Here is a 25,711-nt window from a genome sequence, read left to right on the forward strand (position 1 = left end):
GCTCGGTGTGTTGGCCCATTCTGTCCGACCTCCGATGCGCGATGGATGCAATGCTGCGCGAGGTTGCTATGGAATTCCTTCTGTTACTCTGGCTGGGCAAGCCGATCTGGATGTGGCTGCTGTTCGTCGGCATCGTCGTCGCGCTGCTGGTCTTCGACCTGGGCGTGCTGCACAAGGACGACCACGAGATCGGCGTGGGGGAGAGCCTGAAGCTCTCGGCCATGTACATCGCCATGGGCGTGCTGTTCGCCGGCTTCGTCTGGTGGCAGATCGGCGCGGAGGAGTCGAAGCTCTACCTGACCGCCTTCGTGGTCGAGAAGACGCTGGCGATGGACAACGTCTTCGTCATCGCGATGATCTTCGGCTATTTCGCCATCCCCCGCGAATACCAGCATCGCGTGCTGTTCTGGGGCATCCTGGGCGTGATCCTGCTGCGGGCCATCATGATCGGCCTGGGGGCGACGCTGGTCGCGCAATACGGCTGGGTCCTCTACATCTTCGCCGTCTTCCTGATCTTCACGGGCATCAAGATGATGTTCGCGGGCGACCACGAGATGGACATCTCGAAGAACCCGGTCCTGAAGTTCCTCAAGCGGCGGATGAACGTCACCGAGGAGCTGCACGGCAACAGCTTCTTCGTCCGCAAGCCTGACGCGAGCGGCAAGCTGGTGCGCTTCGCGACGCCGCTGTTCCTGGCGCTGGTGCTGATCGAGATCGCGGACGTGATCTTCGCCGTGGACTCGGTGCCGGCGGTGTTCGCGATCACGGCGGACCCGTTCATCGTCTACACGTCGAACATCTTTGCGATCCTGGGCCTGCGGGCGCTGTATTTCGCGCTGGCGGCGATCATCCACCGCTTCCACTACCTGAAGTATGCGCTGTCGATCCTGCTGGTGTTCATCGGGTCCAAGATCTTCGTGGCCGACCTGATGGGCTGGGAGAAGTTCCCCGCCGCCTGGTCGCTGGGCATCACCTTCGCGATCCTCGGCGCGGGCGTGGCGTTCTCCCTGTGGAAGACGCGCGGCGGGAACCACGACGGGCACGACGGGAAGGCCGTGGTGGCGGAGTGACGGTGGAGGCTTGATCCACGGGGGCGCCCGGGCCGAAGGGTCCGGGCGTTCTGCATTTAACTAGGGCCTGCGCCGTAGGAGCGTCATGACCTCGGATTGGTCGCGAATCCATGCGGCCTTGGCCGGGCTCATCCAGCCAATGAACTCCAGGCAACGGGCATGGTCGAGTGAGACATCGCGCCGGAAGATAGGCTCATGGTGGAAGATGCGGTTGCGTAGATCGCGCAACTGCTCTCCCCTTCCATGCAGCGCCGCCCGATCCAGTCCGGCGGGCAAGTCGGGGAAACCTGCGGTGAGCGGCGTCCATAGGTCCGCTTCATACTTGGGCAGAAGCGTGCCGACCCAGAAGCCGAAGCTGAGTTCGGCCGTCATCCGGCCACTGTCGGCCGCCTTCCCGCGCTCGGCCAAGGTGGCTTCGGCCCGCTTGATGATGCCGATGCCCTTCTTGCCGAGATGGTCCCGGAATGACGCGCTGCGCCACCATTGCGGGTCATAGGCCTGCACGAGCCGGGAAGCGACGCGGTTCCTGAGCGCAACCTCGGCGGCACCGAGGACGGGGTAGAAGGCCCCGCTGAGCCTCATGTTCCAGAAATATAGAAGAAGTGCCCGATGCTCATCGAATCCGGCAGCTTGAAGATAGGGGGCTAGTCGCTCATTCGAGATTATTTCCCGTAAACTCACAACAACTAGGACTTTCTACAGAATCTTGACTTCAGCATGGCATGGCGTTAAATGGAAAGCCGTCGAGGGCCACGTCAAGCCCTCAAACTACCTAGAGCCCCGCGACAGCCGACAGGCCCTCGCGGGGTTTCGCATATCTCAGGCCCTCTTCCCCAGCACCTTCGCGCCCAGCAGCTCCAGCACCTTGCGCTCGATGTCCTCGGCGTTCAGGCGGGCCTCGGCATACATCTCGCTGGGGCTCGCGTGGTCGATGAAGGTGTCGGGGAGGGTCAGGCTGCGGAACTTGAGGCCGTGGTCGAAGAGGCCCTCGTCGGACAGGAGTTGCGCGACGTGGCTGCCGAAGCCGCCGACCGCGCCTTCCTCAATCGTCAGGAGGATGTCGTGGGTGCGGGCGAGGGACAGGATCAGGTCGCGGTCGAGGGGCTTGGCGAAGCGGGCGTCGGCGACGGTGGGGCGGATGCCTCGGGCTTCGAGGGACTCGGCGGCCTTGAGGGCCTCGGACAGGCGGGTGCCGAGGGATAGGAGGGCGACGCCCGAGCCCTCGCGGACGATTCGGCCTTTCCCGATCTCCAGGGGCGGGGCGGTCCAGTCGATCTCCACGCCGACGCCCTCGCCGCGCGGGAAGCGGAAGGCGATGGGGCCGGTGTCGTGGGCGGCGGCGGTCGTCACCATGCGGGCGAGTTCCGCCTCGTCCGCCGCCGCCATGACCACGAAGCCGGGGAGGTTCGCGAGGAAGGCCACGTCGAAGGACCCTGCGTGGGTCGCACCATCCGCGCCGACGAGGCCCGCGCGGTCGATGGCGAAGCGGACGGGAAGGCGCTGGATCGCCACGTCGTGCACGATCTGGTCGTATCCGCGTTGCAGGAAGGTCGAGTAGATCGCGCAGAAGGGGCGCAGGCCCCCGGCGGCGAGGCCGGCGGAGAAGGTGACGGCGTGCTGCTCGGCGATGCCGACGTCGAAGCAGCGGTCGCTGAACCGGTCCATGAACTTGGACAGGCCGGTGCCGTCGGGCATGGCGGCGGTGACGGCGACGATGCGGCGGTCCTTTTGGGCGGCGCGGATCAGGGCGTCGGCGAAGACCGAGGTGTAGGAGGGCGCGTTCGAGGCGGCCTTGGCCTGCGCGCCGGTGATGACATCGAACTTGGCGGTGGCGTGGCCCCGGTCAGCGGCGGCCTCGGCCGGGGCGTAGCCCTTGCCCTTGCGGGTGATGGCGTGGATCAGGACGGGCCCGGTCGCCCGCGCCTTGACGGTGCGGAGGACGGACAGGAGCTGGTCCATGTCGTGCCCGTCCACGGGGCCGACATAGGAGAAGCCGAGCTCGTCGAAGAGGGTGCCGTGGCCGACCGCGAGGTGCTTGAGGGCATCCTTGGCGCGCTTGGCGCCCTCGCGCAGCGGCTCGGGGAGAAGGTGGGCGGCGGCCTTGGCGGCGGCGCGGAGGTCCTGGAACGGGGCTCCGGCGTAGAGGCGGGTGAGGTAGGCGGACATCGCGCCGACGGGCGGGGCGATGGACATCTCGTTGTCGTTGAGGATCACGAATAGCCGCGTGCCGAGGTGGCCCGCGTTGTTCATCGCCTCATAGGCCATGCCCGCCGAGATGGAGCCGTCGCCGATCACGGCGATGCAGTCGCCAAGCCCGCAGTTGTCCGGGGGTTCCGCCCCGAGGTCGCGGGCCACGGCGAGGCCCAGGGCGGCGGAGATGGAGGTGGAGGAATGGGCCGCGCCGAAGGGGTCGTAGGGGGATTCGCTGCGCTTGGTGAAGCCCGACAGGCCGTCCTTCTGGCGCAGGGTGCGGATGCGGTCGCGGCGGCCCGTCAGGATCTTGTGCGGGTAGGCCTGGTGGCCCACGTCCCAGATCAGCCGGTCGCGCGGGGTGTCGAAGACCGCATGGAGCGCGACGGTCAGCTCCACCACGCCCAGGCCCGCGCCGAGGTGGCCGCCGGTGACGGAGACGGCGGAGATCGTCTCGGCCCGCAGCTCGTCGGCCACCTGCCGGAGCTGGGCGTCGGTGAGGGCCTTGAGGTCGCGGGGGTCGCGCACCCGGTCGAGGAGGGGGGTGCGGGGACGGGCGGGGTCGGTCATGTGTTCACTTCCGGCGGGTCGTGACGAAGCGGGCGGCCTCGCGCAGGGGGTCGGCGGCGGGGCCGAAGGGGTCGAGCGCGGCGCAGGCCTCCTCCGTCAGCGATCTGGCGCGGGCGCGGGCGGCGTCGAGCCCGAGGAGCGAGACGAAGGTGGCCTTGCCCCGGCCGGCGTCCTTGCCCGTGGCCTTGCCGACGGTGGCCGCGTCGCCCTCCACGTCGAGGAGGTCGTCGGCGATCTGGAAGGCGAGGCCGAGGGCGTCGCCGTAACGGAGGAAGGGCGCGGGATCGCCGCCCGCCATGCGCGCCCCGGCGGCGGCGGACCACGACAGGAGCGCGCCGGTCTTTTTCGCCTGGAGCGCGGTGATCTGGTCGAGGGTCAGCGGCGCGGGCGCGGTCTCGGCGGCGAGGTCGAGCGCCTGGCCGCCGACCATGCCCGCCACCCCGGCGGCGCGGGCGAGCGAGCCCATGAGGGCGACCTTGGCGCGGGCGGAGAGGGCGGCGTCGGCGATCAGCTCGAAGGCGAGGGATTGGAGCGCGTCGCCGGCGAGGACGGCGGTCGCCTCGTCCCATTTGCGGTGGACGGTGGGGCGGCCCCGGCGGAGGTCGTCGTCGTCCATGCAGGGGAGGTCGTCGTGGACCAGCGAATAGGCGTGCAGCGCCTCGATGGCGGCGGCGACGGGGGCGGCGGCGGGGTCGGCGACGCCGTGGAGGCGCCCGCCCGCCAGCACGAGGAAGGCGCGCAGGGCCTTGCCGCCCTCGCAGGCGTAGAGCATCGCCTGGGCCACGGGGCCCGGTTCGTCGGCGAGCGCCCGGCGCAGCTCCGCGTCCGCGAGGGCGCGGGCGTGGGACAGGGCCGCGTCGAAGGGGGCGGGCCCTGCCGGGGCGGGGCGGAGGGCGCTGCCGGTCATGGGGGCGTCAGCCGGCGTCGAAGGGCTGGAGCCCGGCGGGCTGGCCGCCGTCGCCGAGGGTGATCCTCGACACCTTCTCCTCGGCCTCGGCGAGCTTGGCCTGGCAGCGGGCGCGCAGCTTGGCGCCGCGCTCGTAGAGCGAGATGGAGGCGTCGAGCGCGACGTCGCCGCGTTCGAGCTGGGTCACGACGGATTCGAGCTCGGCCAGGGCCTCCTCGAAGGTCATCTCCTCGACGGGTTTCTCGGTCATCCCTGCCCTCCCAAGGCCTTGACATGAGCGGCCACGGAGTCCCGCAGCGCGGCGAGGTCATAGCCGCCTTCGAGGACGGACGCCACCCGGCCGCCGGCGTAGCGGTCGGCGACATCGCGCAGGCGCGAGGTGATGCGGCCGAAGTCGGCGGCGATGAGGCGGAGGCCGCCGAGGGGGTCGTCGGCGTGGGCGTCGAAGCCCGCCGAGATCAGCAGGAGGTCGGGGCGGTGGGCGTCGAGGCGGGGGAGGATGATGTCGGTGAGCACGCGGTCGTAGGCGGCGCCGTCGGTCCCGGCGAAAAGGAGGAGGTTCAGGACGGAGCCGTGGGGGCCGGTGTCCGTGGCCTCTCCGGTGCCGGGCCAGAGCGGGGACTGGTGGGTGGAGACGAAGAGGATGCGGGGATCGTCCTCGACCAGCGCCTGGGTGCCGTTGCCGTGGTGCACGTCGAAATCGACGATGGCGACGCGGCTCGCGCCGTGGTGGTCGATGGCGCGGCGGGCGGCCAGCGCGACGTTGCCGAAGAGGCAGAAGCCCATGGGCGTGCGGGCGAGCGCGTGGTGGCCGGGGGGCCGGGTGGCGGCGAAGGCGGTGCGGTGCGCGCCGGTCATCACGCGGTCGGTGGCGCGGAGGGCCGCGCCGGCGGCCAAGCGGGCGGCGCGGACGGAGCCGGGGGAGAGCCAGGTGTCGGCGTCGAGGGGGGTCTCGCCCTCGCGCGGCTCCTTGGACCTCAGGGCATCGAGGTAGGCCTGGGGGTGGAGGGGGAGGAGATCGGCGTCGGTGGCCTCGGTGGCCTCCTCGCGCGTGAGGGGGAGGGTGGCGAGGCCGGCCAGCGCGGCGGCGTGGCGCTCGGGCCGCTCGGGGTGCCCCTTGGGCGGGCGGTGGCGGGCGCAGTCGGGGTGGGTGAGGAGGAGCATGGGGGGAGGATGGGCCGGAGGCGGGGGCGGGCGCAAGCGAGGGCGGAGGCCGGGCGGGAGGTTCCGCCGATGGGTTCAGTCCGTCGCCAGCCGATAGCCCGCGCCGCGCACGGTCTGGAGGTAGCGCGGCTGGCGGGGGTCGGGCTCGATCTTGCGGCGGAGGCGGGTGATCTGCACGTCCACGGCGCGCTCCTGCACTGGGGAGGGGGAGCCGCCGGCCTCCTCGATCAGGCGGGTACGGGTGACGGTCGCGCCGGGGTCGGCGGCGAGGATGCGCATGAGGCCGGCCTCGGTGGCGGTGAGGCGCAGGGGCTCGCCCTCGTCGCGGCTCAGCTCGCCGCGTTCCACGTCGTAGGTCATGGGGCCGAGGCGGAGGAGCCTGGGCAGGGCGGGGGGCGGGGCGGCGGGCTCGGGCGCGGCGCGGCGGAGGATGGCGTTGATGCGGAGCAGGAGCTCCTTGGGGTCGAAGGGCTTGGGGAGGTAGTCGTCGGCCCCGGCCTCCAGCCCCCGGATGCGGTCCCCGGTCTCGCCCCGCGCGGTGAGGAGGAGGACGGGGACGCGGAGGCGCGCGCGGAGGTCGCGGCAGAAGGACAGGCCGTCCTCGCCCGGCATCATCACGTCGAGCACGAGGAGGTCGAAGGCGAGGCCAGTCAGGAGCCGGCGGGCGCGGGCGGCGTCGGGGACGGCGGTGACGAGGAAGCCGTTCTTGCGGAGGAACTTGCTCAGAAGGATGCGGATGCGCTCGTCGTCGTCCACGACGAGGAGGTGGGGGGTCTCCACGTCAGCGGCCCCCCGCCTTGGCGTCGCCGTCGAACTGGCGGCGCATCTCGGGGTCCATCATGGCTTCGAGCACCTGCCGGAAGCCCTGGACGGCCTGCGGACCCGCCGCGCGGTAGGCGGCGCGCATCCGGTCGCGCTGCGCCTCGGAGAGCGCGCGTTCGAGGGCCACCCCCTTCTCCGTCAGGTGCAGGTGACGCTCGCGCCGGTCCTCGCGGCCGACGCGGGCCTCCACGAGGCCGTCCTCCATCAGGCGGCGCAGGACGCGGTTCAGGGACTGCTTGGTGACGCCCAAGATGTCGAGGAGGTTGCCGACGGTGGTGCCGGGGCTGCGCTGGATGAAGTGGAGCGCGCGGTGATGGGCGCGGCCGTAATCCTGTTCGTCGAGGATGCGGTCGGGCGCGGCCGTGAAGCCGCGATAGGCGAAGAACATCGCCTCGATGCCTTTCCGAAGCTGCTCGTCCGTCAGGTAGAGGAGCCCGTGCCCCCCCTGCGGTCCCGGTCGCTCGGCCATGCGTTCCCCTCATGCTTGGGCTGCAAGATACGTCAGCCTTGTTGACACTCCAAGCCCCCGCTGATAGCCGATTGCCCGAAGCGCGCAACATTATGTCCGCTTTGGACCAAATCACGACAGAAATGGCAAGGAGGCTGACATGGCCGGGGCCTACGACGACCGCGACGGGTGGATCTGGATGGACGGCACGCTCGTGCCGTGGCGCGAGGCGACCGTGCACGTGCTGACCCACGCGCTCCACTACGCCTCGGCGGTGTTCGAGGGGGAGCGGTGCTATTCGGGGCGCATCTTCAAGGGGCCTGAGCATTCGCGGCGGCTGATCCGGTCGGCGGAGCTGCTGGACATGGAGGTGCCGTTCTCGGCCGAGGAGATCGACGCGGCCAAGGACGCGATGCTGACGGCGAACGGCTGGACGGACGCCTATGTGCGGGTCATCGCGTGGCGCGGGTCGGGCGAGGACATGGGCGTGTCGGCGCGGCGCAACCCGGTGCGGCTGGCGGTCGCGGGCTGGGAGTGGGGCAACTACTACGGCGACGCCAAGACGCAGGGCGCGAAGCTCGACATCGCGAAGTGGCGGCGGCCGTCGCCGGAGACGATCCCGTCCGAGGCGAAGGCGGCGGGCCTTTACATGATCTGCACGATGAGCAAGCACGCGGCCGAGGCCAAGGGCTGCTCGGACGCGATGATGCTGGATTATCGCGGGTATGTGGCCGAGGCGACGGGGGCCAACATCTTCTTCGTCAAGGACGGCGAGGTGCACACGCCGCTGGCCGACTGCTTCCTGAACGGGATCACCCGGCAGACCGTCATCGGGATGCTGGAGGACCGGCAGGTGAAGGTGCACCAGCGGCACATCCTGCCATCGGAGCTGGAGGGCTTCGAGCAGTGCTGGCTGACCGGGACCGCCGCCGAGGTGACGCCGGTGGGGCAGATCGGCGAGTTCCGGTTCGAGGTGGGGCGGATGGTGCAGGACGTGGCCACGGCCTACGAGAGGCTGGTGCGCGCCTGACGCGGGACTTGTGCGCCTGACGCGACGGAACACGGCGCGTCCTTCGTTGTTGCCCTGAAAGCGCGTTCCGCTTCGGGCGATCATGGAGGCCGCCGTGTCCGTTTCCCGCCGTTCCCTCCTGATGCTGACCGCCACGGCGACGGCCCTGGCGGGGCTGCGGCCCCGAACGGGCCGGGCCGCCGCCGTGAGCGACTGGGCGGGGGTGCGCGCCCTTTTCGACCTCAACCCCGAGCGGGTGCACATGAGCACCATGCTCATCACCGCGCATCCCCGCCCCGTGCGCGAGGCGATCGAGCGGCACCGGGCGGCGATGGACCGCGACCCGGTGGAATACCTGGAGCGCAACGACGAGCGGCTGACCGACGAGAGCCGGGCGGCGGCGGCGCGGCGGTTGGGGATGCACCGGGACAACATCGCCATCGTGGAGAGCACGACGGTGGGCGTGGGGCTGGTCTACGGGGGCCTGAAGGTCCGCGAGGGCCAGGAGCTGCTGACGACCGAGCAGGACTACTACGTGACCCACGAATCGCTGCGGGGCCTTGCCCGGCGGACGGGGGCGGTGGTGCGGATGATCTCGCCCTTCGACCGGGTGGCGCAGGCCAGCGAGGCGGGGATCGTCGCCCGCATCGCGGAGGCGATCACGCCCCGGACGCGGCTGGTGGCGCTGACCTGGGTGCAGTCCAACACCGGGCTGAAGATGCCGGTTGCCGCCGTCGCCGCGCATCTGGCCGAGGTGAACGCCGGGCGGGACGAGGCGGATCAGGTGCTGTTGGGTCTCGACGCCGTGCACGGCTTCGGGATCGAGCCGGACCATCTGGCGGGGCTGGGCTGCGACTTCCTGATGGCGGGGTGCCACAAGTGGCTGTTCGGTCCGAGGGGGACGGGGATCATAGCCTTCAGCGAGCGGGGCCTGCGGGCGGTGGAGCCGGTGGTGCCGACCTTCGACGACAGCGGCGTGTTCTCGGCGTGGTATGCCGGGCAGGAGGAGCGGCCGAGCAACAACGGGCGGCAGATGACGCCGGGGGGCTTCAAGGCCTTCGAGCATCGGTGGGCCCTGGCCGAGGCGTTCCGGCTGCATGAGGAGATCGGCGTGGCGCGCATCGCGGCGCGGACGCGGGAGCTGGCGGGGGCGCTCAAGGACGGGCTGGCGGGGGTTCGGGGGGTGACGGTGGTCACGCCCCGGTCCGAGCGGCTGTCGGCGGGGATCGTCGCCTTCCGCGCCGAGGGGGTGCGGTCGGGCGCGGTGGTGCGGCGGCTGCGCGAGCGGGGGGTGATCGCCTCGGTCGCGCCCTATCCGAGCCAGCTCGTGCGGCTGACGCCTAGCATCATCAACAGCGAGGCCGAGATCGAGGCGGCGGTCGCGGCGGTGCGGGCGAGCGTCTAGGGGCGCCGCGCGCCCTTGTCGCGCGCTAGGGGGCGTCGGCGTCGCGGCGGAGGCCCAGTTGCCGCTCGCGCCAGATGATGAGGAGGCCGGCGGCGATGATGACCGCCGCGCCGACAAGAGTGGTGGGCGCGGGCACCTCGGCGAAGGCGGCGTAGCCGATGGCGATGGCGAGGAGCATCGAGGCGTATTCGAAGGGGGCGACGAGCCCGGCCTCGGCGTAGCGGTAGGCGGAGGTGAGGCCGATCTGCGCCACCCCGCCCAGGAGCCCGGCCCCCACGAGGAAGGCCGTGTCGCGCGGCGAGGGGACGACCCAGCCGAAGGGCAGAGTGGTGAGCGACAGCACCGTGCCGGTGACGGAGAACCAGAAGACGATGGCGGAGGTCGATTCGGTCGCGGTGAGGCGGCGGATGAAGATCTGCGCCAGCGCCGAGAACACGGCGGCCCCCAGCGTCACCACCGCGCCCAGCGTCTCGTAGGGCGAGGCGGCGGCGCCGAGCGTCAGCCGCGGCCAGAGCACCACCAGAACCCCCAGGAGGCCCATCGCCACCGCGAGGAGGCGGACGGCTCGGACGCGCTCGCCCAGGAACATCGCGCCGAAGACCACGATGAGGAGCGGCGCGGCGTAGCCGAGCGCCGTCACCTCGGGCAGCGGCAGGAGGCCCAGGCCCGCGAAGCCCAGGCCCATGGCGGTGGTCCCGGCGAAGCCGCGCCAGACATGGCCCAGCGGGTCCCGGGTGCGGAGCCCCTGCCGCAGCGTCCCCTGCCAGGCGAGCCAGGCCAGGATCACCGGGCAGGCGAAGAACGAGCGGAAGAACACCGCCTCGCCCGGTGGCACCTCGTCCGAGGCGGCCTTGATGAGCGCGGCCATGGCCGTGAACAGCGCCACGGAGACGAGCTTGAAGGCGATCCCCCGCAGGGGATGACGGGAGGTCGAGGCAGGCGGCATGAAGGGGGCTCCGGGACTCGGACGCCCCCGTCTAGGCCCGGGGCCGGGACGGGTTCAAGCCGTCAGCGGTCGCGGCCGAGATCGCGCAGGACGCGGAGGAGCGGCTTGAGCCGTCCCTCGGCGGGAGTGGCCGGGCGGCGGGCGTGAAGCGCGCGGACGGCCGGGTGACGCTGCTCCTCGCGCGCGAGGCGCAGGAAGTGGCGCAGGCGCAGGGCGGCGTTCTCGGGCGAGGGGTGGTCGGCGATGTGGCGAGTCATGGGAAACCTCCGGTGCCAGTGCGATGAGTCTAGCGCGGATGGGTCCAGGTTTCACCTGTCCCGTGGCGCATCGGCGAAGGATGGCGCCCCCCGGAACGTCATCCGCCGGAGAGCGAGGGGAGCGCTCTCCGGCGGGAACGGCCGCGGCAGGGAACACGCGGCCAGGGGAACGCGGCGCTTCGCTTGGGACAGGCATCGGACATCGGCGCCGCTGTGAAGGTGAACGTCGGTTTGCGGTCAGGGTTCCGGCCCGCGCGCGTTTTTTTCGCCTTGCCGTTGTAACAGCCATCGGCGGCCCCTGCGCCTTTGGTCGCGGGGCACGTGTCGCCCCCTGGACCGGGCCACGGGACAAGCTAACCTCCGGGCGGAGGCGCGGGGGGAGGCCCGCGCCCGCAGGGAAAGAGGAAAGCCACAGCCATGAAGACCAAGCTGATCGCCATCCTGGCGCTGATGGGACCGGGCGCCGCCTGGGCGCAGGAGGGAACGGGCGACCCGGCCGCGGGCGAGACGGCATTCGGCCGCCAGTGCGTCGCCTGCCACGTCGTGCAGGACGAATCGGGCGAGGTCCTGGCGGGACGCAACGCCAAGGTGGGGCCGAACCTCTATGGCGTGGCCGGGCGCGTGGCGGGGTCGGTGCCGGACTTCGCCTACAGCGAGCTGATGACGGCCTACGGCGCCACCGGCGCGGTCTGGGAGGGGGCGAACTTCGTGGCCTATGTGCAGGACCCGACCGGCTACCTGCGCGAGGCGACCGGCGAGACCTCGGGCCGCAGCAAGATGGCGTATCAGGTGCGGGACGAGCAGGACGCGCGCGACCTCTGGGCCTATCTCGCGACCTTCGGGACGGCCAGCGGCGCGGAGGCGGCGGAGGGGGCCGAGGCTCCGGCGGAGGGCGGGGCGGCGACCCAGTAAGCCCGTGAAGGGTCCGCTCCGCGCATGATCGTCTATTCCGAGAGGACGCGGCGCGCGGACCCCCGGGCGTTGCTGGAGGAGTTGCGGGCGGGTCTCTTCGCGGGCGGCGAGCCCGACGAGGCGCTGCTGATCGCGGCGGGCGTCCTGGAGGCGGGCGTGACGGACGCGCTGTCGCCCGAGGAGGACGACGAGCCGGAGGCGGCGCGGCCCTTCGCGCGAGTGACGCGGGAGTTGGCGCAGGCGCGTCGGGGGGACGGGGCGGCGCAGGCGCGGGCCTTGGCGGCGGTGGATGAGGCGGCGAGGGGGCCCCTGCCCCGCGTCGTCGAGGTGACGGAGCCCGAGGGTTTCGCCTTCTACGCGTTGATGCCCGAACTGCACGCCGAGGCGGCGCGGCGCTTTGCCGTCGCGGTGCGGCCCGCGCGAGCGACCGTGGTGGGGCTGCGGAGCATCGGAACGACGCTCGCCGCCGTGGTGGCGGCGGAGCTGGTGGCGGCGGGCGTGGCGGTCCGCGTCGTCACCGTGCGTCCGCGCGGGCACCCGTTCGAGCGGGAGCTGCGGCTGGGGTCTCGGCTGCGGGCAGCGCTAGAGCAGGCGGACCATGTGCTCATCGTGGACGAGGGACCTGGGATTAGCGGGTCGTCCTTCGCCGCCGCCGCCGAGGCGGCGCTGCGGGCGGGCGTGCCGGAAGGGCGTATCGCGCTGTTCCCGAGCTGGGACTCGGATGGGACCGGGCTGCGATCGGAGCGGGCGCGGGCGCTGTGGCCCCGGCTGTCGCGCTGGGTCGTGGGGTTCGAGGAGGCGTTCGTGGACACGGGCCGGCTGGCCGCGCCCTGGGGCGGGGGAGCTTTGCGCGACCTGTCGGGAGGGCTCTGGCGCGAGCTGATCCCCGAACGGGAGCGCCCGGCGGTGCAGCCGCAGCACGAGCGGCGGAAGTATCGGCTGGCGCGGGAGGACGGGCCGCTGCTCCTGAAGTTCGCGGGGCTGGGGGAGCGGGGGCGGCGGATGCTGGCGCGCGCCGAGGCGCAGGCGGCGGCGGGGCTCGCGCCCGAGCCGGTAGGGCTGGCGGACGGGTTTCTGGCGCTGCGGTTCGTGGAGGGGCGTCTGGTGGGGGCGCTGGACGATGCGACGATGGGCGCGGTCGGGCGGCATCTGGCCTGGGTGGCGAGGCAGGCGCCCGTGGGGCAGGTGCGCGCAGGGGAGCTGCTGGAGTTGACGCGGACCAACGTCGCCGAGGGGCTGGGCGAGGGGGTCGCCGAACGGCTCGGGTGGATGGAGGCGCAGGCGGGCGTGGTCGAGGCGCGGCCGGCGGTGGCTGTGGATGGGCGGATGCTGCCGCAGGAGTGGCTGCGGACCGGACGCGGCGTACTCAAGACGGATGGGCTCGATCACCACGATGACCACTTCTGGCCGGGGACGCAGGATATCGCCTGGGACCTCGCGGGCGCGATGACGGAGTTCGGGATGGACGCAGAGGCGCGGGAGCGGCTGGTCGGAGACTATATCGCCGCGACGGGCGACCGGGGGGTGCGCGAGGTGCTGGCCTTTCAGGAGACGGCCTATCTGGCGTGGCGGCTGGGCTATGCGTCGTTGGCCGCCGAGACCTTGGGCGACGGCCCGGACGGCCGGGGCATGGCACGGGCGCGAGACGGCTACGCGGCGGCGCTGCGGGCGGCGATCGAGCGAGGGGCGGCGTGAGCCCGTTCCCCCCCTGGGTGCGGCTGGTGATCTTCGACGCCGACAACACGCTGCGGCGCGTGACCGTGCCCGATCAGCCCTGCCCCCATGGCCCCGGCGAGTGGGAGCCGATGCCCGGCGTGCGGGACGCCTTGGCCGGGGTGCGTTGGGGGCCGGGCGGCCTCCTCATGGGGATCGCGTCGAACCAGGACCACATCTTCTACGGGCATCTGTCGGCGGAGATGGCCCAGCGGCTGCTCATGGACGCGGCGGAGGCCGTGACGGGGCACCGCCCCCCGCCCGGCGCGGTGCGGTTCTGCGCCCATGCGATGGACGCGGGCTGCGCCTGCCGCAAGCCCGCGCCGGGGCTGCTACGCGAGGCGATGGACTTCCACGGGGTCGGCCCCGCCGCGACCCTGTTCGTGGGCGACGCCGAGGTGGACCGGAAGGCCGCGCGCCGGGCGGGCGTGGCCTTCCTCCATGTGGCGGACCTTCTGGCCCGCGCTCAATCGACGATGCCGCCGTCGCGCGGCTCGGAATCGCCGTCGGTGAACCAGAAGACCTGAACGCTCTGCCAATCGAGGGTGGCCGTGGCCTCGGCGGGCTCGTCGCAGGCGACCGTTTCGCGCGCGGTGTCGATGCGGAGTTGCCAGCCGCCCTCGGGGAGGGCGAAGTCGGCGGCGTCGCCGGCGTTGAGCAGGATCGCGAGGCGTGGCCCGCCGGGGAGCGACAGGTCCGCGCCGAAAGTCCGCAACCCACCGTCCTGCCAGTCCTCGGGCGTCATCTCGCGGCCCGCCGGGTGGAGCCAGCGCACCACCGGGCCGTCGTCCTCCGTGTCGTCCGGCGCCTTGGCGAAGCGCAGCCGCGCCAGCCGCGCCTCGCGCCGGAAGGCCGCGAGGTCGCGCACGGCGGACAGGAGCCCCTCGCGCGGGGCGGACCAGTCGATCCAGGCGGTCTCGTTGTCCTGGGCGTAGGCGTTGTTGTTGCCGTCCTGGGTCTGGCCCATCTCGTCGCCCGCCAGCATCATCGGGACGCCCTGGCTGAGGAGGAGGGTCGCCAGCATCGCCCGCGCCCGGCGCTCGCGCGACTCGGTCACGCGCGGATCGTCGCTCGGCCCCTCGACGCCCATGTTGTCGCTGAGGTTGTTCGAGTGGCCGTCGCGGTTGTCCTCGCCGTTGGCCTCGTTGTGCTTGTCGTTGTAGCTGACGGTGTCCCAGAGCGTGAAGCCGTCATGCGCCGCCAGGAAGTTGACCGAGGAGGTTGCCGGCCGGTGCGAGTGGTTGAACTGCACGGGGGAGCCGAGGAGCCGTTCCGACATCTCGGGGATCTTGCCGTCCTTGCGCCAGAAGCCGCGCGCGTCGTCGCGGAACTTGTCGTTCCACTCGCGGAAGGGCCAGGGGAAGCCGCCGACCTGATAGCCGCCCTCGCCCACGTCCCAGGGCTCGGCGATCAGCTTGACGGTGGACAGGACGGGGTCCTGCCGGATGGCGGCGAAGAAGGCGCCCTCGCGCTCGAAGCCGGTGGATTCGCGGCCCAGCGTGGAGGCGAGGTCAAAGCGGAAGCCGTCCACGTGCATGACCTGCACCCAGTAGCGCAGGGAGTCGAGCACCATCCGCAGCACCATCGGATGCGCGACGTTGAGCGTGTTGCCGGTGCCGGTGGTGTCGTAGGAGTGGCGCTTGTCCTCGGGCGAGAGGAGGTAATACGACGCGTTGTCGATGCCCCGGAACGACAGGGTGGTGCCCTTCTCGTTCCCCTCGCAAGTGTGGTTGTAGACCACGTCGAGGATGACCTCGATCCCGGCCGCGTGGAAGCGGCGCACGGCCTCCTTCACCTCGCGGATGGCGCCGTCGCGCAGGTAGCGGGCCTGGGGCGCGAAGAAGGACAGCGTGTTGTAGCCCCAGTAGTTCGACAGGCCTTTCTCCTGAAGGAACTGGTCGTTGGCGAAGGCGTGGACGGGCAGCAGCTCGATGGCGGTGACGCCCAGCCCCTTGAGGTGGTCGATCACCGGCTTGGAGGCGAGGCCCTGGAAGGTGCCCCGCTCGGCCTTGGGCACGTCCGGGTGGCGCATGGTCAGGCCGCGCACATGGGCCTCGTAGACGAAGGTGTCCTGCCAGCGGTGGCGCAGCGCGCGGTCGGAGTCCCAGTCGAAGTCGGGATCGACGACGACCGCCTTGGGCATGAAGGGCGCGGAGTCGCGCGGGTCGGGGGTGTCGTCGTCGCCGTCCTCGACCACGTAGCCGTGGAGGGCGTTGTCCCAGGCGATCTCGCCGCGCAACTCGCGGGCGTAGGGGTCGAGCAGGAGCTTGTTCGGGTTGAACCGGTGGCCCTCGGCGGGCGCATAGGGGCCGTGGACGCGGTAGCCATAGACCTGCCCGGGCGTCACGCCGGGAAGGTAGCCGTGCCAGATGCCGCCTTCCATGGCGGGGAGGTCGAGGCGGTGCGTCTCGGTGGTGCCGGCGTCGTCGAAGAGGCAGAGCTCGACGCGGGTGGCGTTCTCGGAGAACAGGGAGAAGTTGGTCCCCTGGCCGTCGAACAGCGCGCCCATGCCGTCGGCATGGGCGGAGTCGCGGTCGAAGGCGAGGGACGCGGAGGGTCGTTTCAGCATCATCGGGGTCCTGAGGTGATGGCGAGGCCGGGGGTCCGGTCCTGGAGGCGGGCGCGCATCCGCGCGGCGGCGCGGGCGGCGAGCATGGGCGGGGTGAGCAGCGTGGTGCCACGGGGCGTCACGCGGAACCAGCGGGCGTCCTCCTCGGGGTCCTCGCCGACGACGAGGCCGGCGGGGACGATGGCCCCGGGGGCGACGAGGGCGCGGGTCAGCCGCGCGCCGGGGGCGACGCGGGCGCCGGGCAGGACGGCGCTGTCCTCGAGCATCGTCCAACGGCCGGGCGAGCGCGCGCCGAAGCGCGGGACGGAGAGGGCGATGCCGGCCACCTCGAACACAAGGTCGCGGCTGTCGGGCGCGAGGGGGCCGGCGTCGTCGGGCGGAAGCGGGGGCGCGAGGCCGCGCTGGAGGTCGAGCGCGACCTCGCGCAGGTCGTCGAGCGTGTCCACGTCGCGCCAGTAGGTGCCAGCGGGTGGCGTCCAGGTGGCGAGGTCGCCCCGCGCGGCAAGGCGCGGCAGGAGGTCGGCCCAAAGGTCGCCGCCGCCGTCCAGCGCGGCGTGGAGGGCGGGCCAGCCGATCGCCACCGGCCCCCGAAGAGCGTCGCGCGCGGCGACGGTGGCGGCCGCGCCGGCCTCCCGGTGCGCGGCGAGGAGGGCGCGCAGATCGAGCGCCTGCACCTGATCGGAGGGCAGGAGCAGCACGACGTCCGGGGCCGCCGCCTCGATGGCGTCGCAGGCGGCGGCGAGGGCGCCGAGCGTGCCCGGCCCGCCCGCGTGGCGCGGACCTTCGACAAGGGCGAGGTCGAGCCGGTCGCCCCATCGGGCGGGGAGGTGCCGGGCAAGGGCCGCGGGACGGTCGCCGAGCAGGGCCAGGAGGCGCGGCAGCCCGGCAGCCGCCACGCCTGCCATGGCGAAGTCGGCGAGCCGGCCGTCGCCCAGGGGCAGGGCGGGCTTTGCCCCCAAATCGGACAACTCGTGAAGGCGCGCGCTGGAGCCGCCCGCCAAGAGGATCGGCAGAGTCCGCGAAAGGTCAGGCATATCGGGTCGATCCAAGCGGGACTCCGGGAGGGGCTGGGGATGGTACGCCCAGGGTCAACCGTCGCGCCGCGCGCCGGTTCCCGCCGACCGAAGCGAGCCGCATCGGCGGGACGCCGCGTTGCCTGCGGAGCGGGCGGGCGCTACTCGGCGGCGCGCATTTCGGGCGACGGCGACCCGTCGAGCGTCACCGCCTCGGCCCCGCCCTCGCCCGACCAATCCAGCGAGAGGATGACACGGTCCCCGTCCCCGCCCTCGCGGATCAGCCGCCAGCCTTTCGCATCGTCCTCCACGCGGGTCGCGCCGCCCTCGAAGAGCGCCGGCCGTTCGGCCCGGAGCGCGAGGAGGCGGCGGGTCAGGCCGTCCTTGCGCTGGGCGAAGCCCTCGGGCTCGGGGCAGCCAAGGCGGTCCCAGTCCACGGCGAGGCGGTTGTCGGGGTCGGTCAGGTGGTGGAGCGGCCCCTCGGCGCCCTGGTAGAAGTCGGGGATGCCGGGCATCACGCCCTTGATCGCCAGTTGCGCCAGCGACAGCTCGTCCGCGCGGGCGATGAGGTCGGGCGCGCCGGGGGGCAGGCCCTTTTCCCAAGCGGCGGCGAGGGCGCGGGCGAAGTCCTCGGGCCGGGCCTCGGCCTCCTCGCGCGGGTGGGTCCAGTTGGTGACCTCGCGCGCCTCGCGCAGGGCCTTCTCCAGATGCGCGGCGAGGCGGTCGGCCAGCCCCTCGCGTCCCTCCTCCCAGAGCGCGAGGAGGCTCTGGACGACATACCAGCGGATCGCGGCGGGGACATGGCGCGCGCCGTCCACGGACTTGGACGCTTCCCAGACCCGCGCGAAGGCGTCGGGGAGGTGGGTCATGGCGACGAGGCGCATCCGGGCGTCCTCGGCCCGCTTGGTGTCGTGCGAGGAGGTCAGCGTCAGGTCGCGGCCCGTGCGCGTCGCCAGCCATTCGCCGAAGCGGGCGGGCGACCAGACGGGCTCGCCGGGCTCGCCGCCGACCTCGCAATGGGCGAGGCAGCGGGTGAAGCGGTAGAAGGCGGTATCCTCCTGCGACTTGGCCATGAGCGCGCCCGTGACCTGCTGGAAGCGGACGCGAAGGCGCCGGGCCTCCTCGGTGTCGCCCTCGCGAATGGCGCGGGCGACGAAGCGGAGCGCCGTGTCGCCGACCAGCCCCTCGGCGGCGCGGTCGGCGCAGGCGTCGAGGAGGCCTGCGTCCTCCGCGCGCCGGGCCGGGTCGTCGGATTCGAGATAGGTGCGATAGCGCGGCATCTGCACGAGGAGGGCGAGGACGGCCTCGCGCAGCGCCTCCTCGCCGGCCTCCACTTCGCCCGAGGCCTGGGCAGCCGCCATGGCGAGGTTCTTGAGCTGCGCCAGCTCGGCCGCGAGGTCCTGGCGGATCACCTGCGCCTTGGCCTCGGCCAGCACCTGCGGCCAGTCGCGGTCCTCGCCGGTCTCCTCGCGCCAAAGGGCGTCGATCCTTGCGAGGCCCTTGGGGTCGGTGAGGACGCGCACGATCGCCGCGCAGCACTCGTAACCGGTGGTGCCGTCGATGGGCCAGTCCGGCAGGGTCTCGTCGCCCACGAGGATCTTCTCGATCCAGATCGGGCATTCGCCCGCCTCCTCGCGCAGCCGGCTCAGGTAGGCGCCCGGATCGGCGAGGCCGTCCACGTGATCCACCCGCAGCGCGTCCACCAGCCCCGCGCGCACGAGGTCGAAGGTCAGGGCGTGGGTGTCGTCGAACACCTGGGGGTCCTCCACCCGCATCCCGATCAGGCCGGTGACGTTGAAGAAGCGCCGGTGAGTCACGCCGTCGCGCTCCAGCTCCCAATGGGCGAGCCGCCACGCCTGCCGCGCATGAAGATCGCGCAGCGCCTCGGGGTCGCCGGCGCGCTCCTCCTCGGTCAGCGGATGGGGGGTAAGCGGGATTTCCAGCTCGCCCGCGCAGAGCACGGGGCCGTCCTCGCCCTCCTTGGCCTCGATCCGGCCCGCCTCCAGCAGGGCCTCGAAGGGCTCGGGCAGGAATGGCAGCACCAGACGGCCCGCGCCCCAATCGATGTCGAAGTGCCGCGCCCAGCGCGACCGCTCCCCGTGGCGGAGCACGTCGAGCAGCCAAGGGTTCTCGAGGTTGAAGGCCGTGTGGTTGGGCACGATGTCGAGGATGACGCCGAGCCCGTGGTCGCGGGCGGCGCGGACCAGCGCCTCGAACCCCTCGCGCCCGCCGAGGGTCGGGTCGATCTCGCCGGGGTCGGTCACGTCGTAGCCGTGGGTCGAGCCGGTGGTCGCCGTGAAGATCGGCGACAGGTAGAGGTGACTGGCCCCCAGGTCGCGGATCGGCCCGAGGCGGTCGAGGACCCGCTCGAAGGTCATGCCCTCGCGCAGTTGCAGGCGGTAGGTGGCGCGGGGAAGGGTCATGTGGAACTCACGGTCAGGGTGAAGGCGTAGGGGTCGGCGGCAAGGTCGCCCAAGGCGAAGTCGTTGACAGCTGTCAACTCGGGCGGGGCATCGGGCCGGCTGCCCAGGTTGGCCTGGGCGGTAATGGTGCCCGCGTGGAACGGCCACGTGACGGCGAGCGCGCGCTCGCCCGTCCGGGTGACGGTGGCGGGACCGGCGCGACCGGACAGCAGCAGCGGCACGATCCTCTCGTGCCGGAGCGCGAGGAGGCGGCGCGTCAGCTCGCGCCAGTGGCGGGCGTGCGCGCTGGCGCTGTCGGTGAAGGGACGCGACTCCTCCATCGTCCGGGGGTCGTTCGCGTCGGGGAAGTCGGTGCGGCCGAACATCCGGCCGAACTGCTCCTCGCGGCCTTCGGTGATCCTCCGGGCCAGCTCCTCGGACACGTCGCAGAAGTAGTGGAACGGCCCGCGCTCGCCCTCCTCCTCGCCCATCCAGAGCATGGGGACGAACGGCCCGGTGAGCTGGAGCGCGTGGACCACCTCCACGGCGCGGGGATCGTCCACCAGCGTGAGGAGCCGCGCGCCGTCGGGCCGGTTGCCGACCTGATCGTGGTTCTGCTTGTGAACGATGAAGGCGGTCCAGGGCAGGTCGTAGACGGGGAGGCCGGGCGCAGGCGCCGGGGCCGTCTCCGCCTCCCAAGCGAAGCCGTGGGCGAGGAGGCGGGTGAGCCTGCCCACGGGGTCCTCGGCGAAGTCGGCGAGGTAGTCGCCCTTCTCGTCCGTCAGGAGCGTGTGCAGGGCGTGGTGGAAGTCGTCGTCCCAGAGCGCGGTGAAAAGCGCATCGCGGATGAGCCAGGGGTCGTTGCGCGGGTCCTCGGCGATCAGGTGGATCGGGCGTCCGAAGTCGCGGGACCGGATGGCCTGGGCGATCTCGACCAGCAGCTCGGGGTCGGAGTTCGGGTCGCGGATCTCGTGGATGGCATCGAAGCGCAGGCCGTCGAGGCGGTACTCGGTGATCCAGCCGAGGCAGAGGTCGGTGAAGAAGGCCCGGACGGCGGGTTGGGCGAAGTCGATGCCGATGCCCCAGGGCGTGTCGTTGCCGGGGTCGAAGAAGGGGGGCGCGATGCGCTGGAGGTCCGAGCCCTCGGGGGAGAAGTGGTTCAGCACGATGTCGAGGATCACCATGATCCCCTGGGCCTGCGCGGCCTCGACGAAGCGCTTCATCTCCTCGGGCGTGCCGTAGGCGGGGTGCGGCGCGGCGAGGAGCGCGCCGTCGTAGCCCCAGCCGCGCCGGCCCGGCCCGTGCGCGACCGGCATGACCTCGATGGCGGTGACGCCCAGCGCCGCGAGGTCGGGCAGCCGATGCTCGGCGGCGGCGAAGGTGCCCTCGGGCGTGAAGGTGCCGACGTGCAGCTCGTAGAGGACTGCCTCCTCCCAGCGGCGGCCGCGCCATTCGGAGGTCCAGGCGTGGCGACGCGGGTCGAGGAGTCGGGACGGCCCCGCAAGGTCGAGGCCGGTCTGCGCCCGCCCGACGGGATCGGAAGTCGGGTGGCCGTCCACGACGAAGCGGTAGGGCCGGTCGGGCGGTGCGGCGGCGGTCGCGCGCCAGAAGCCGTCGGAGTCGCGGGCCATGGGGACGCGCGCGCCGTCGAGGTCGAGCGTGACCTCGCGAGCCTCGGGCGCCCAGAGGGCGAAGCGCCAGGAGCCGTCGCCCAAGGGCTCGGCCCCCCAAGCCCTCGGGTGGTGGAGCGCATGAGGCCGCGCCCCGGTCCCGCGCGTCGCATCGGCTGGCCACCCGTCCGGCATCCCGTCCCTCCTTGACCCAATCCCCTAAGGGCCTCGCCGACCCGCCTTCGGAACAACCTTGGCGCGTCGAAGTTCCAGGGCGGGCGGAACCCGGGGGGCGGGCGACCACGTTTCCGCGCCGACGCGGACGGGGTGCCCGCCCCGGCCCTCAACTTCAGGAGACCCAGCGATGCCCGACCCCAGCACCCCCTTCGACGAATCCCCGCGCGGCAAGGGCAGCGACAAGCTGCGCGGCCGGACCGCCTACGTGACCGGCGCCTCCTCGGGCATCGGCCGGGCCGTGGCGCTCCTCTTCGCGCGGGAGGGAGCGAAGGTCGCGATCTCCTACTACTCCGACCCGCAGGACGCCGAGGAGACGGTCCGGCGCATCCGCGAGCTGGGCGGCGAGGCCCATGCCGTCGGCATGGACGCTGGCCTCCACGAGGAGAACACGCGCGCCACCAGGGAGGCCATCGAGTGGCTGGGCGGCACGCTCGACATCCTGGTGTGCAACGCTTCCATGCAGATCGTGCAGGAGGACGTGCTGGACGTGACGCCCGACCAGGCGCGGGACACGCTCTTCGTGAACGCGCTCGGCTACCTTTGGACCGTCCAGGCGGCGCTCCCCCACATGAAGGCGGGCGGGTCCATCATCGGCACCGTGTCGGTGGTGGCCTACAAGGGCAACCAGCAGCTCGTGGACTATGCCATGGGCAAGGGCGCGGAACTCGCGCTGATCCGGTCGCTGGCCGCGCAACTGGCCGAGAAGGGCATCCGCGTGAACGCCGTCGCCCCCGGCCCGATCTGGACCCCCTTCATCACCGAGACGATGAGCCCCGACAAGATCGCCACCTTCGGCCAGGACACGCCGATGAAGCGGCCGGGGCAGGCCTACGAGCTGGCGCCAGCCTACCTGTATCTCGCCTCCGAGGACGCGAGCTACGTCACGGGTCAGGTGATCCACGTCAACGGCGGGACGCCCGTCGGGAGCTGACCGGGCATCCAGAGCACAAAGGAACCGCGCCATGGGAACGGCGTTGGGGGGCCGAGCGCATGAAGCGCGCCATGCCCTCCGGGGCCAGACCATCCAATCTCAGATCGGGAGAACGCTCGTGAAAAAGCTGCTGCTGACCACCGCCATCCTGGGGGCCACGGCTATCCCCGCCTTCGCCCAGGAAGCGACCGTCACCACCGACCCGGCCATGACCGACACCATGGCCACCACCTCCATATTCCGCGAGGCCCCCGAGGCCACCGAGATCCGCGCCTCGGACTTCCTGGGGATGCGCGTCTACGCGACCGAGACCGCCGACGCCGGCACCGCCGAGGTGGCGGGGATGCAGGAAGGCTGGGACGACATCGGCGAGATCAACGACATCGTCATGAACCGCGACGGGCAGGCGCAGGCCATCCTCGTGGACATCGGCGGCTTCCTCGGCATCGGCGAGCGCCAGGTGGCCATGACGATGGACTCGCTCCAGTTCGTATCGGATTCGGCCACGGCCGAGAACGCCGACGACTTCTTCCTAGTGGTCAACACCACCCGCGAGGCGCTGGAGGCCGCGCCCGAATACATGGGCGGCGACAACGGCGACATGAACGCCCAGGCCGCCGCCGAGCAGACCGAGCAGGCGGTCGATGACGCCGGCGCCGGCATGGCCGCCGCGGGCGCGGCCGCCGGGGCCGCGGCGGGGGCCGCTGCCGGAGCCGTCGCGACGGCGGGCGAGAACGTCGCCGACGCGGCGGGCGACGCCGCCACCGCCACCGGCACCGCCGTCGAGAACGCGGGCGACGCGATGGCCGATGCCGCCACGGGCGCCGCGACCGAGACCGAGATGGAGGCCGACCAGACCGCCCAGGCCGCCACGGACGATGCCGCCGCCGGAGCCGCCGCCGGGGCCGCCACGACCGACATGGCCTCCCAGGGCACGACCGGCATGACCGAGGAGGGCGTGACCAACACCGAGACGACCTCGGCCGAGACGACCGCCAGCGCCCGCGAGGGCTTCGTCGCCGCCGGGATGGAGGACTTCACGGCCGAACGCCTGCAAGGGGCGGCGGTCTATGGCCCCAACGACGAGCGGATCGGCGAGGTGGGCGAGATCCTGCTGTCCGAGGACGGGCAGGTGTCGGAGCTCGTGATCGACGTGGGCGGCTTCCTCGGCATCGGCGAGAAGCCGGTCTCCATGGCGATGGATGCCATCCAGATCATGCGTGCGGACGGCGGCGAGGAGCTGCGCGTCTTCGTCGCGCAGACCGAGGAGGAGCTGAACGCGCTGCCGACCTACGAGGCGGCGCAGTAAGCCCGACGAACGGCACACCGGGGGTCCGCGCGCTTGCGCGGACCCCTTTTTCATGCCCAACTGCAGGGCGGGCCGGTCAGGAACCCGCTCCGATCCAGGACGTTGCCGGAACGGACGGGCGTGGCCCGCGGCTTGGGAAGGAATGGCCATGCGCTACGGCGGCATCTTCGGACTCATCGTTCTCGCCCTCGACATCTGGGCCATCGTGTCCGTCGTGAACTCGGGCGCCTCCACGGGGTCCAAGGTGATCTGGATCCTCGTCATCCTCATCCTGCCCATCCTGGGCTTCATCGCTTGGTTCCTGTTCGGCCCCAAGAGCGCCGCGCGCGGTATCTGACCGGGACGCGGGCCGTGAGACGCGCCCTCGCGGCCTTCTGGTACATCTGGGACGTGATGGACCGGCTGAACCTCAGCCTGATCGCGGCCGGGGTGGGCTTCTTCGCGATGCTGTCGCTGTTCCCGGCCTTGGCCGCCATCGTTCTGGTCTGGAGCTGGTTCGCCGACCCCGTGCAGATCAACGCCCTTCTGGAGATGGCGGCCGAGGTCGTCCCGCCCGAGGTCCACAGCGTCATCCTCAACCAGATCGCCGGCATCATCAACGCGGGCAGCGGCGGCAAGATCGGGACCGCGACCCTGATCTCGATCCTGGTGGCGGTGTGGTCGGCGCGAGCGGGGGTCTCGGCGCTGATCCGGGGCCTGAACGCGGCCTACGACATCGGCCACCGCCAGAGCATCCTGCGCCGCTACATGGCCGATATCGGCGTGACGCTGGCGCTCTGCGGCCTCACCTTCGTCGCCATCGCGGCGGTGGTGATCGCGCCCATCCTCATCACCATCCTGCCGCTCGGCCCCTGGGTCGCCATCGCCGCCGAGATCACGCGCTGGGCCGTGTCCATCGGCGTCATCATGGTGACGCTGGGGATCGTCTACCGCTACGGCCCCAACCGGCGCGGGCACCGGCCCAAGTGGATCACGCCGGGCGCCATCGTGGCGACGGTCCTGTGGATGCTGGTGTCGGTCGCCTTCGGCGTCTACCTGCGGAACTTCGCCCACTACAACGAGGTGTATGGCTCGCTCGGGGCGGCCGTGGCGCTGCTCATGTGGTTCTACCTGTCCGCCTACGTCGTGCTGATGGGCGGCTGCCTGAACGCCGCCATCGAGGCGGGCGGGGCCGAGCGGCTCCAGCACGCCCTGGAGAAGGAGCAGGCCGGAGCCGTCGCCCCCCGCCCCTCCTGACGCCTCAAGCCGCCGAGCGGAGCCGGTCGGCCATCAGGTCGTGGATGAAACCCAGCTTCTCCACCACCGGGGGGGCGATCACGAAGGGATAGAGGTCCGGCTGCCCCAGCGCGCGGCTCATGGCGTTCATGGCGATCGCGAGCGGCACCCAGGCCTGGGCCAGCGGCTCGACCGGACCCCTGGCATAGGGATCGGGCGCGGAGACCAGCCCGTAGGCCGAGGCCGTCTCCAGCCCGTCGGTCATGTGCAGCCAATGGGCGAAGGTCTCGGCGAAGTCCTCCCAGGGATGGGTGGTCGCGTAGGCCGAGACGTGGCGATCCTCCCAGCCCTCGGGCGGCCCCTCGGCGTAATGACGGTTCAGCGCGGCCTGATAGTCCTGATCCGGGTCGCCGAAGAGCGCGGTGAACTCCGCCTTGCGGCCGCCCTCGGCCACCAGCACGTCAAAGTAGAAGTGCCCGACCTCGTGCCGGCAATGACCGAGCAGCGTCCGATAGCGCTCGCCCATCTCGGTCCGCATCCTCTCGCGCCGGTCGTCGTCGGCCTCCGACACGTTGAGCGTCACGAGGCCGTCATCATGGCCGGTCAGCACCCGCTGCACCCGCCCGTCGGGCATCTTCTCGTCGGCGAGGAGACGGAAGCGCAACGCATTGCCCGCCCGCGACACCAGCGGCAGGTCGAGCCGGAGCAGCGAATAGATCAGCCGCCGCTTGGCGGCCTCGATCTTGCGCCAGCGCAGGTCGTTGCCGGGCACGGTCAGGTCCGGGATAGTCTCGGTCAGAGCGCAACTGGCGCAGAAGGCACCCTCCTCGGGCTTGCGGGCGATCCAGTTGCAGCCGATCTCCGCGCGGTTGTCGCAGCCGGGGCGGCCGTCCAGCGCCTCGACCCGCGCGCTGTCGGGGTCATAGGCGAGGTCGATCCCGCAGCCCAGGCAGGTGAGGCTGTCGAAGAAGACCTCGTGGTCGCAGGACGGACAGGCGAAGCGTTTCACGGG

General features: G+C 72.0%; 24 protein-coding genes. 10 read left to right on the plus strand and 14 right to left on the minus strand.

The features are described from left to right. Positions 1-68 precede the first annotated feature (68 nt). Entirely contained in the window at positions 69-1,070 is a 1,002-nt protein-coding gene (locus J2Z33_RS11115; RefSeq protein ID WP_209840826.1) for a TerC family protein, read from the plus strand. A gap of 60 nt (positions 1,071-1,130) precedes the next feature. Here J2Z33_RS11115 and J2Z33_RS11120 read toward each other — a convergent pair whose 3' ends face one another. The 7 genes from J2Z33_RS11120 to J2Z33_RS11150 all read right to left on the minus strand — a co-directional run bounded on the left by J2Z33_RS11120 (position 1,131) and on the right by J2Z33_RS11150 (position 7,192). After that, the gene (locus J2Z33_RS11120) at positions 1,131-1,652 is read right to left on the minus strand and encodes an SH3 domain-containing protein (protein WP_209840828.1); all 522 of its coding nucleotides are present in this window, start codon (positions 1,650-1,652) and stop codon (positions 1,131-1,133) included. A 237-nt stretch (positions 1,653-1,889) separates the two neighbouring features. After that, positions 1,890-3,830, minus strand: coding sequence for a 1-deoxy-D-xylulose-5-phosphate synthase (gene dxs, locus J2Z33_RS11125; RefSeq protein ID WP_209840830.1), 1,941 nt, complete (start codon positions 3,828-3,830; stop codon positions 1,890-1,892). Positions 3,831-3,834: 4 nt separating this feature from the next. Beyond that, entirely contained in the window at positions 3,835-4,737 is a 903-nt protein-coding gene (locus tag J2Z33_RS11130) for a polyprenyl synthetase family protein (RefSeq protein WP_209840832.1), read from the minus strand. Positions 4,738-4,744: 7 nt separating this feature from the next. Further along, on the minus strand, positions 4,745-4,987 hold the full coding sequence (locus J2Z33_RS11135) for an exodeoxyribonuclease VII small subunit (RefSeq protein WP_209840835.1): 243 nt from the start codon (positions 4,985-4,987) through the stop codon (positions 4,745-4,747). After that, the gene (locus J2Z33_RS11140; protein WP_209840837.1) at positions 4,984-5,901 is read right to left on the minus strand and encodes a histone deacetylase family protein; all 918 of its coding nucleotides are present in this window, start codon (positions 5,899-5,901) and stop codon (positions 4,984-4,986) included. Before J2Z33_RS11140 ends, J2Z33_RS11135 begins: the two co-directional genes overlap by 4 nt. Positions 5,902-5,976: 75 nt before the next feature. Beyond that, the gene (locus J2Z33_RS11145) at positions 5,977-6,681 is read right to left on the minus strand and encodes a response regulator (protein WP_209840840.1); all 705 of its coding nucleotides are present in this window, start codon (positions 6,679-6,681) and stop codon (positions 5,977-5,979) included. Between the two features lies 1 nt (position 6,682). Further along, a complete protein-coding gene (locus J2Z33_RS11150; protein ID WP_209840843.1) occupies positions 6,683-7,192 on the minus strand; it encodes a MarR family winged helix-turn-helix transcriptional regulator in 510 nt (169 codons plus the stop codon). 139 nt (positions 7,193-7,331) lie between these two features. Between J2Z33_RS11150 and J2Z33_RS11155 the strand changes: the two genes are divergently transcribed. Beyond that, positions 7,332-8,201 carry a branched-chain amino acid aminotransferase gene (locus J2Z33_RS11155; RefSeq protein ID WP_209840845.1) on the plus strand — a complete coding sequence of 290 codons (870 nt, stop codon included), beginning with the start codon at positions 7,332-7,334 and terminating at the stop codon, positions 8,199-8,201. A 94-nt stretch (positions 8,202-8,295) separates the two neighbouring features. After that, positions 8,296-9,585 (plus strand): aminotransferase class V-fold PLP-dependent enzyme, encoded by a 1,290-nt coding sequence (locus J2Z33_RS11160; protein WP_209840848.1) that lies wholly within the window; start codon positions 8,296-8,298, stop codon positions 9,583-9,585. Between the two features lie 25 nt (positions 9,586-9,610). Here J2Z33_RS11160 and J2Z33_RS11165 read toward each other — a convergent pair whose 3' ends face one another. Both J2Z33_RS11165 and J2Z33_RS11170 read right to left on the minus strand, forming a co-directional pair. Continuing rightward, positions 9,611-10,531, minus strand: coding sequence for a DMT family transporter (locus J2Z33_RS11165; RefSeq protein WP_209840850.1), 921 nt, complete (start codon positions 10,529-10,531; stop codon positions 9,611-9,613). Positions 10,532-10,593: 62 nt separating this feature from the next. Then, positions 10,594-10,788 carry a hypothetical protein gene (locus tag J2Z33_RS11170; protein ID WP_209840853.1) on the minus strand — a complete coding sequence of 65 codons (195 nt, stop codon included), beginning with the start codon at positions 10,786-10,788 and terminating at the stop codon, positions 10,594-10,596. 417 nt (positions 10,789-11,205) lie between these two features. On the opposite strand from J2Z33_RS11170, the gene J2Z33_RS11175 reads away from it, so the two are divergent. Genes J2Z33_RS11175 through J2Z33_RS11185 form a run of 3 tightly spaced genes read left to right on the plus strand, consistent with a single transcriptional unit; the run spans position 11,206 to position 13,940 of the window. After that, positions 11,206-11,700, plus strand: coding sequence for a c-type cytochrome (locus J2Z33_RS11175; protein ID WP_209840856.1), 495 nt, complete (start codon positions 11,206-11,208; stop codon positions 11,698-11,700). Between the two features lie 24 nt (positions 11,701-11,724). After that, positions 11,725-13,395, plus strand: a complete 1,671-nt coding sequence (locus tag J2Z33_RS11180) for a hypothetical protein (RefSeq protein ID WP_209840858.1) — start codon at positions 11,725-11,727, stop codon at positions 13,393-13,395. Continuing rightward, positions 13,392-13,940, plus strand: coding sequence for an HAD-IIIA family hydrolase (locus J2Z33_RS11185; RefSeq protein WP_209840861.1), 549 nt, complete (start codon positions 13,392-13,394; stop codon positions 13,938-13,940). Before J2Z33_RS11180 ends, J2Z33_RS11185 begins: the two co-directional genes overlap by 4 nt. Here the strand turns inward: J2Z33_RS11185 and glgX are convergent. From glgX to treZ, 4 genes are all read right to left on the minus strand, one after another. After that, a complete protein-coding gene (gene glgX, locus J2Z33_RS11190) occupies positions 13,880-15,982 on the minus strand; it encodes a glycogen debranching protein GlgX (protein WP_209840864.1) in 2,103 nt (700 codons plus the stop codon). The two genes, J2Z33_RS11185 and glgX, sit on opposite strands and share 61 nt — an antisense overlap. After that, on the minus strand, positions 15,982-17,016 hold the full coding sequence (locus J2Z33_RS11195) for a sugar phosphate nucleotidyltransferase (protein WP_209840867.1): 1,035 nt from the start codon (positions 17,014-17,016) through the stop codon (positions 15,982-15,984). The genes glgX and J2Z33_RS11195 overlap by 1 nt, the downstream gene beginning before the upstream one ends. 140 nt (positions 17,017-17,156) lie before the next feature. Then, complete coding sequence (gene treY, locus J2Z33_RS11200; protein ID WP_209840868.1) at positions 17,157-19,418, minus strand: malto-oligosyltrehalose synthase; 2,262 nt, start codon at positions 19,416-19,418, stop codon at positions 17,157-17,159. Next, positions 19,415-21,202 carry a malto-oligosyltrehalose trehalohydrolase gene (gene treZ, locus J2Z33_RS11205; RefSeq protein ID WP_209840871.1) on the minus strand — a complete coding sequence of 596 codons (1,788 nt, stop codon included), beginning with the start codon at positions 21,200-21,202 and terminating at the stop codon, positions 19,415-19,417. Before treZ ends, treY begins: the two co-directional genes overlap by 4 nt. A 169-nt stretch (positions 21,203-21,371) precedes the next feature. On the opposite strand from treZ, the gene J2Z33_RS11210 reads away from it, so the two are divergent. The 4 genes from J2Z33_RS11210 (at position 21,372) to J2Z33_RS11225 (ending at position 24,720) form a co-directional block, all read left to right on the plus strand. Next, positions 21,372-22,175: an SDR family oxidoreductase gene (locus tag J2Z33_RS11210; protein ID WP_209840873.1), complete on the plus strand. Its 804-nt coding sequence runs from the start codon at positions 21,372-21,374 to the stop codon at positions 22,173-22,175. A gap of 118 nt (positions 22,176-22,293) precedes the next feature. Next, positions 22,294-23,484: a PRC-barrel domain-containing protein gene (locus J2Z33_RS11215; RefSeq protein WP_209840877.1), complete on the plus strand. Its 1,191-nt coding sequence runs from the start codon at positions 22,294-22,296 to the stop codon at positions 23,482-23,484. Positions 23,485-23,632: 148 nt separating this feature from the next. Next, positions 23,633-23,821: a PLDc N-terminal domain-containing protein gene (locus tag J2Z33_RS11220; RefSeq protein WP_209840880.1), complete on the plus strand. Its 189-nt coding sequence runs from the start codon at positions 23,633-23,635 to the stop codon at positions 23,819-23,821. A gap of 14 nt (positions 23,822-23,835) precedes the next feature. Beyond that, positions 23,836-24,720: a YihY/virulence factor BrkB family protein gene (locus J2Z33_RS11225; protein ID WP_342454171.1), complete on the plus strand. Its 885-nt coding sequence runs from the start codon at positions 23,836-23,838 to the stop codon at positions 24,718-24,720. Positions 24,721-24,724: 4 nt separating this feature from the next. Here the strand turns inward: J2Z33_RS11225 and J2Z33_RS11230 are convergent, their stop codons facing one another. Next, positions 24,725-25,708, minus strand: a complete 984-nt coding sequence (locus J2Z33_RS11230; RefSeq protein WP_209840883.1) for a zinc-binding metallopeptidase family protein — start codon at positions 25,706-25,708, stop codon at positions 24,725-24,727. Between the last annotated feature and the right edge of the window lie 3 nt (positions 25,709-25,711).

The organism is Rubellimicrobium aerolatum (assembly GCF_017872975.1).
Lineage (GTDB): Bacteria > Pseudomonadota > Alphaproteobacteria > Rhodobacterales > Rhodobacteraceae > Rubellimicrobium > Rubellimicrobium aerolatum.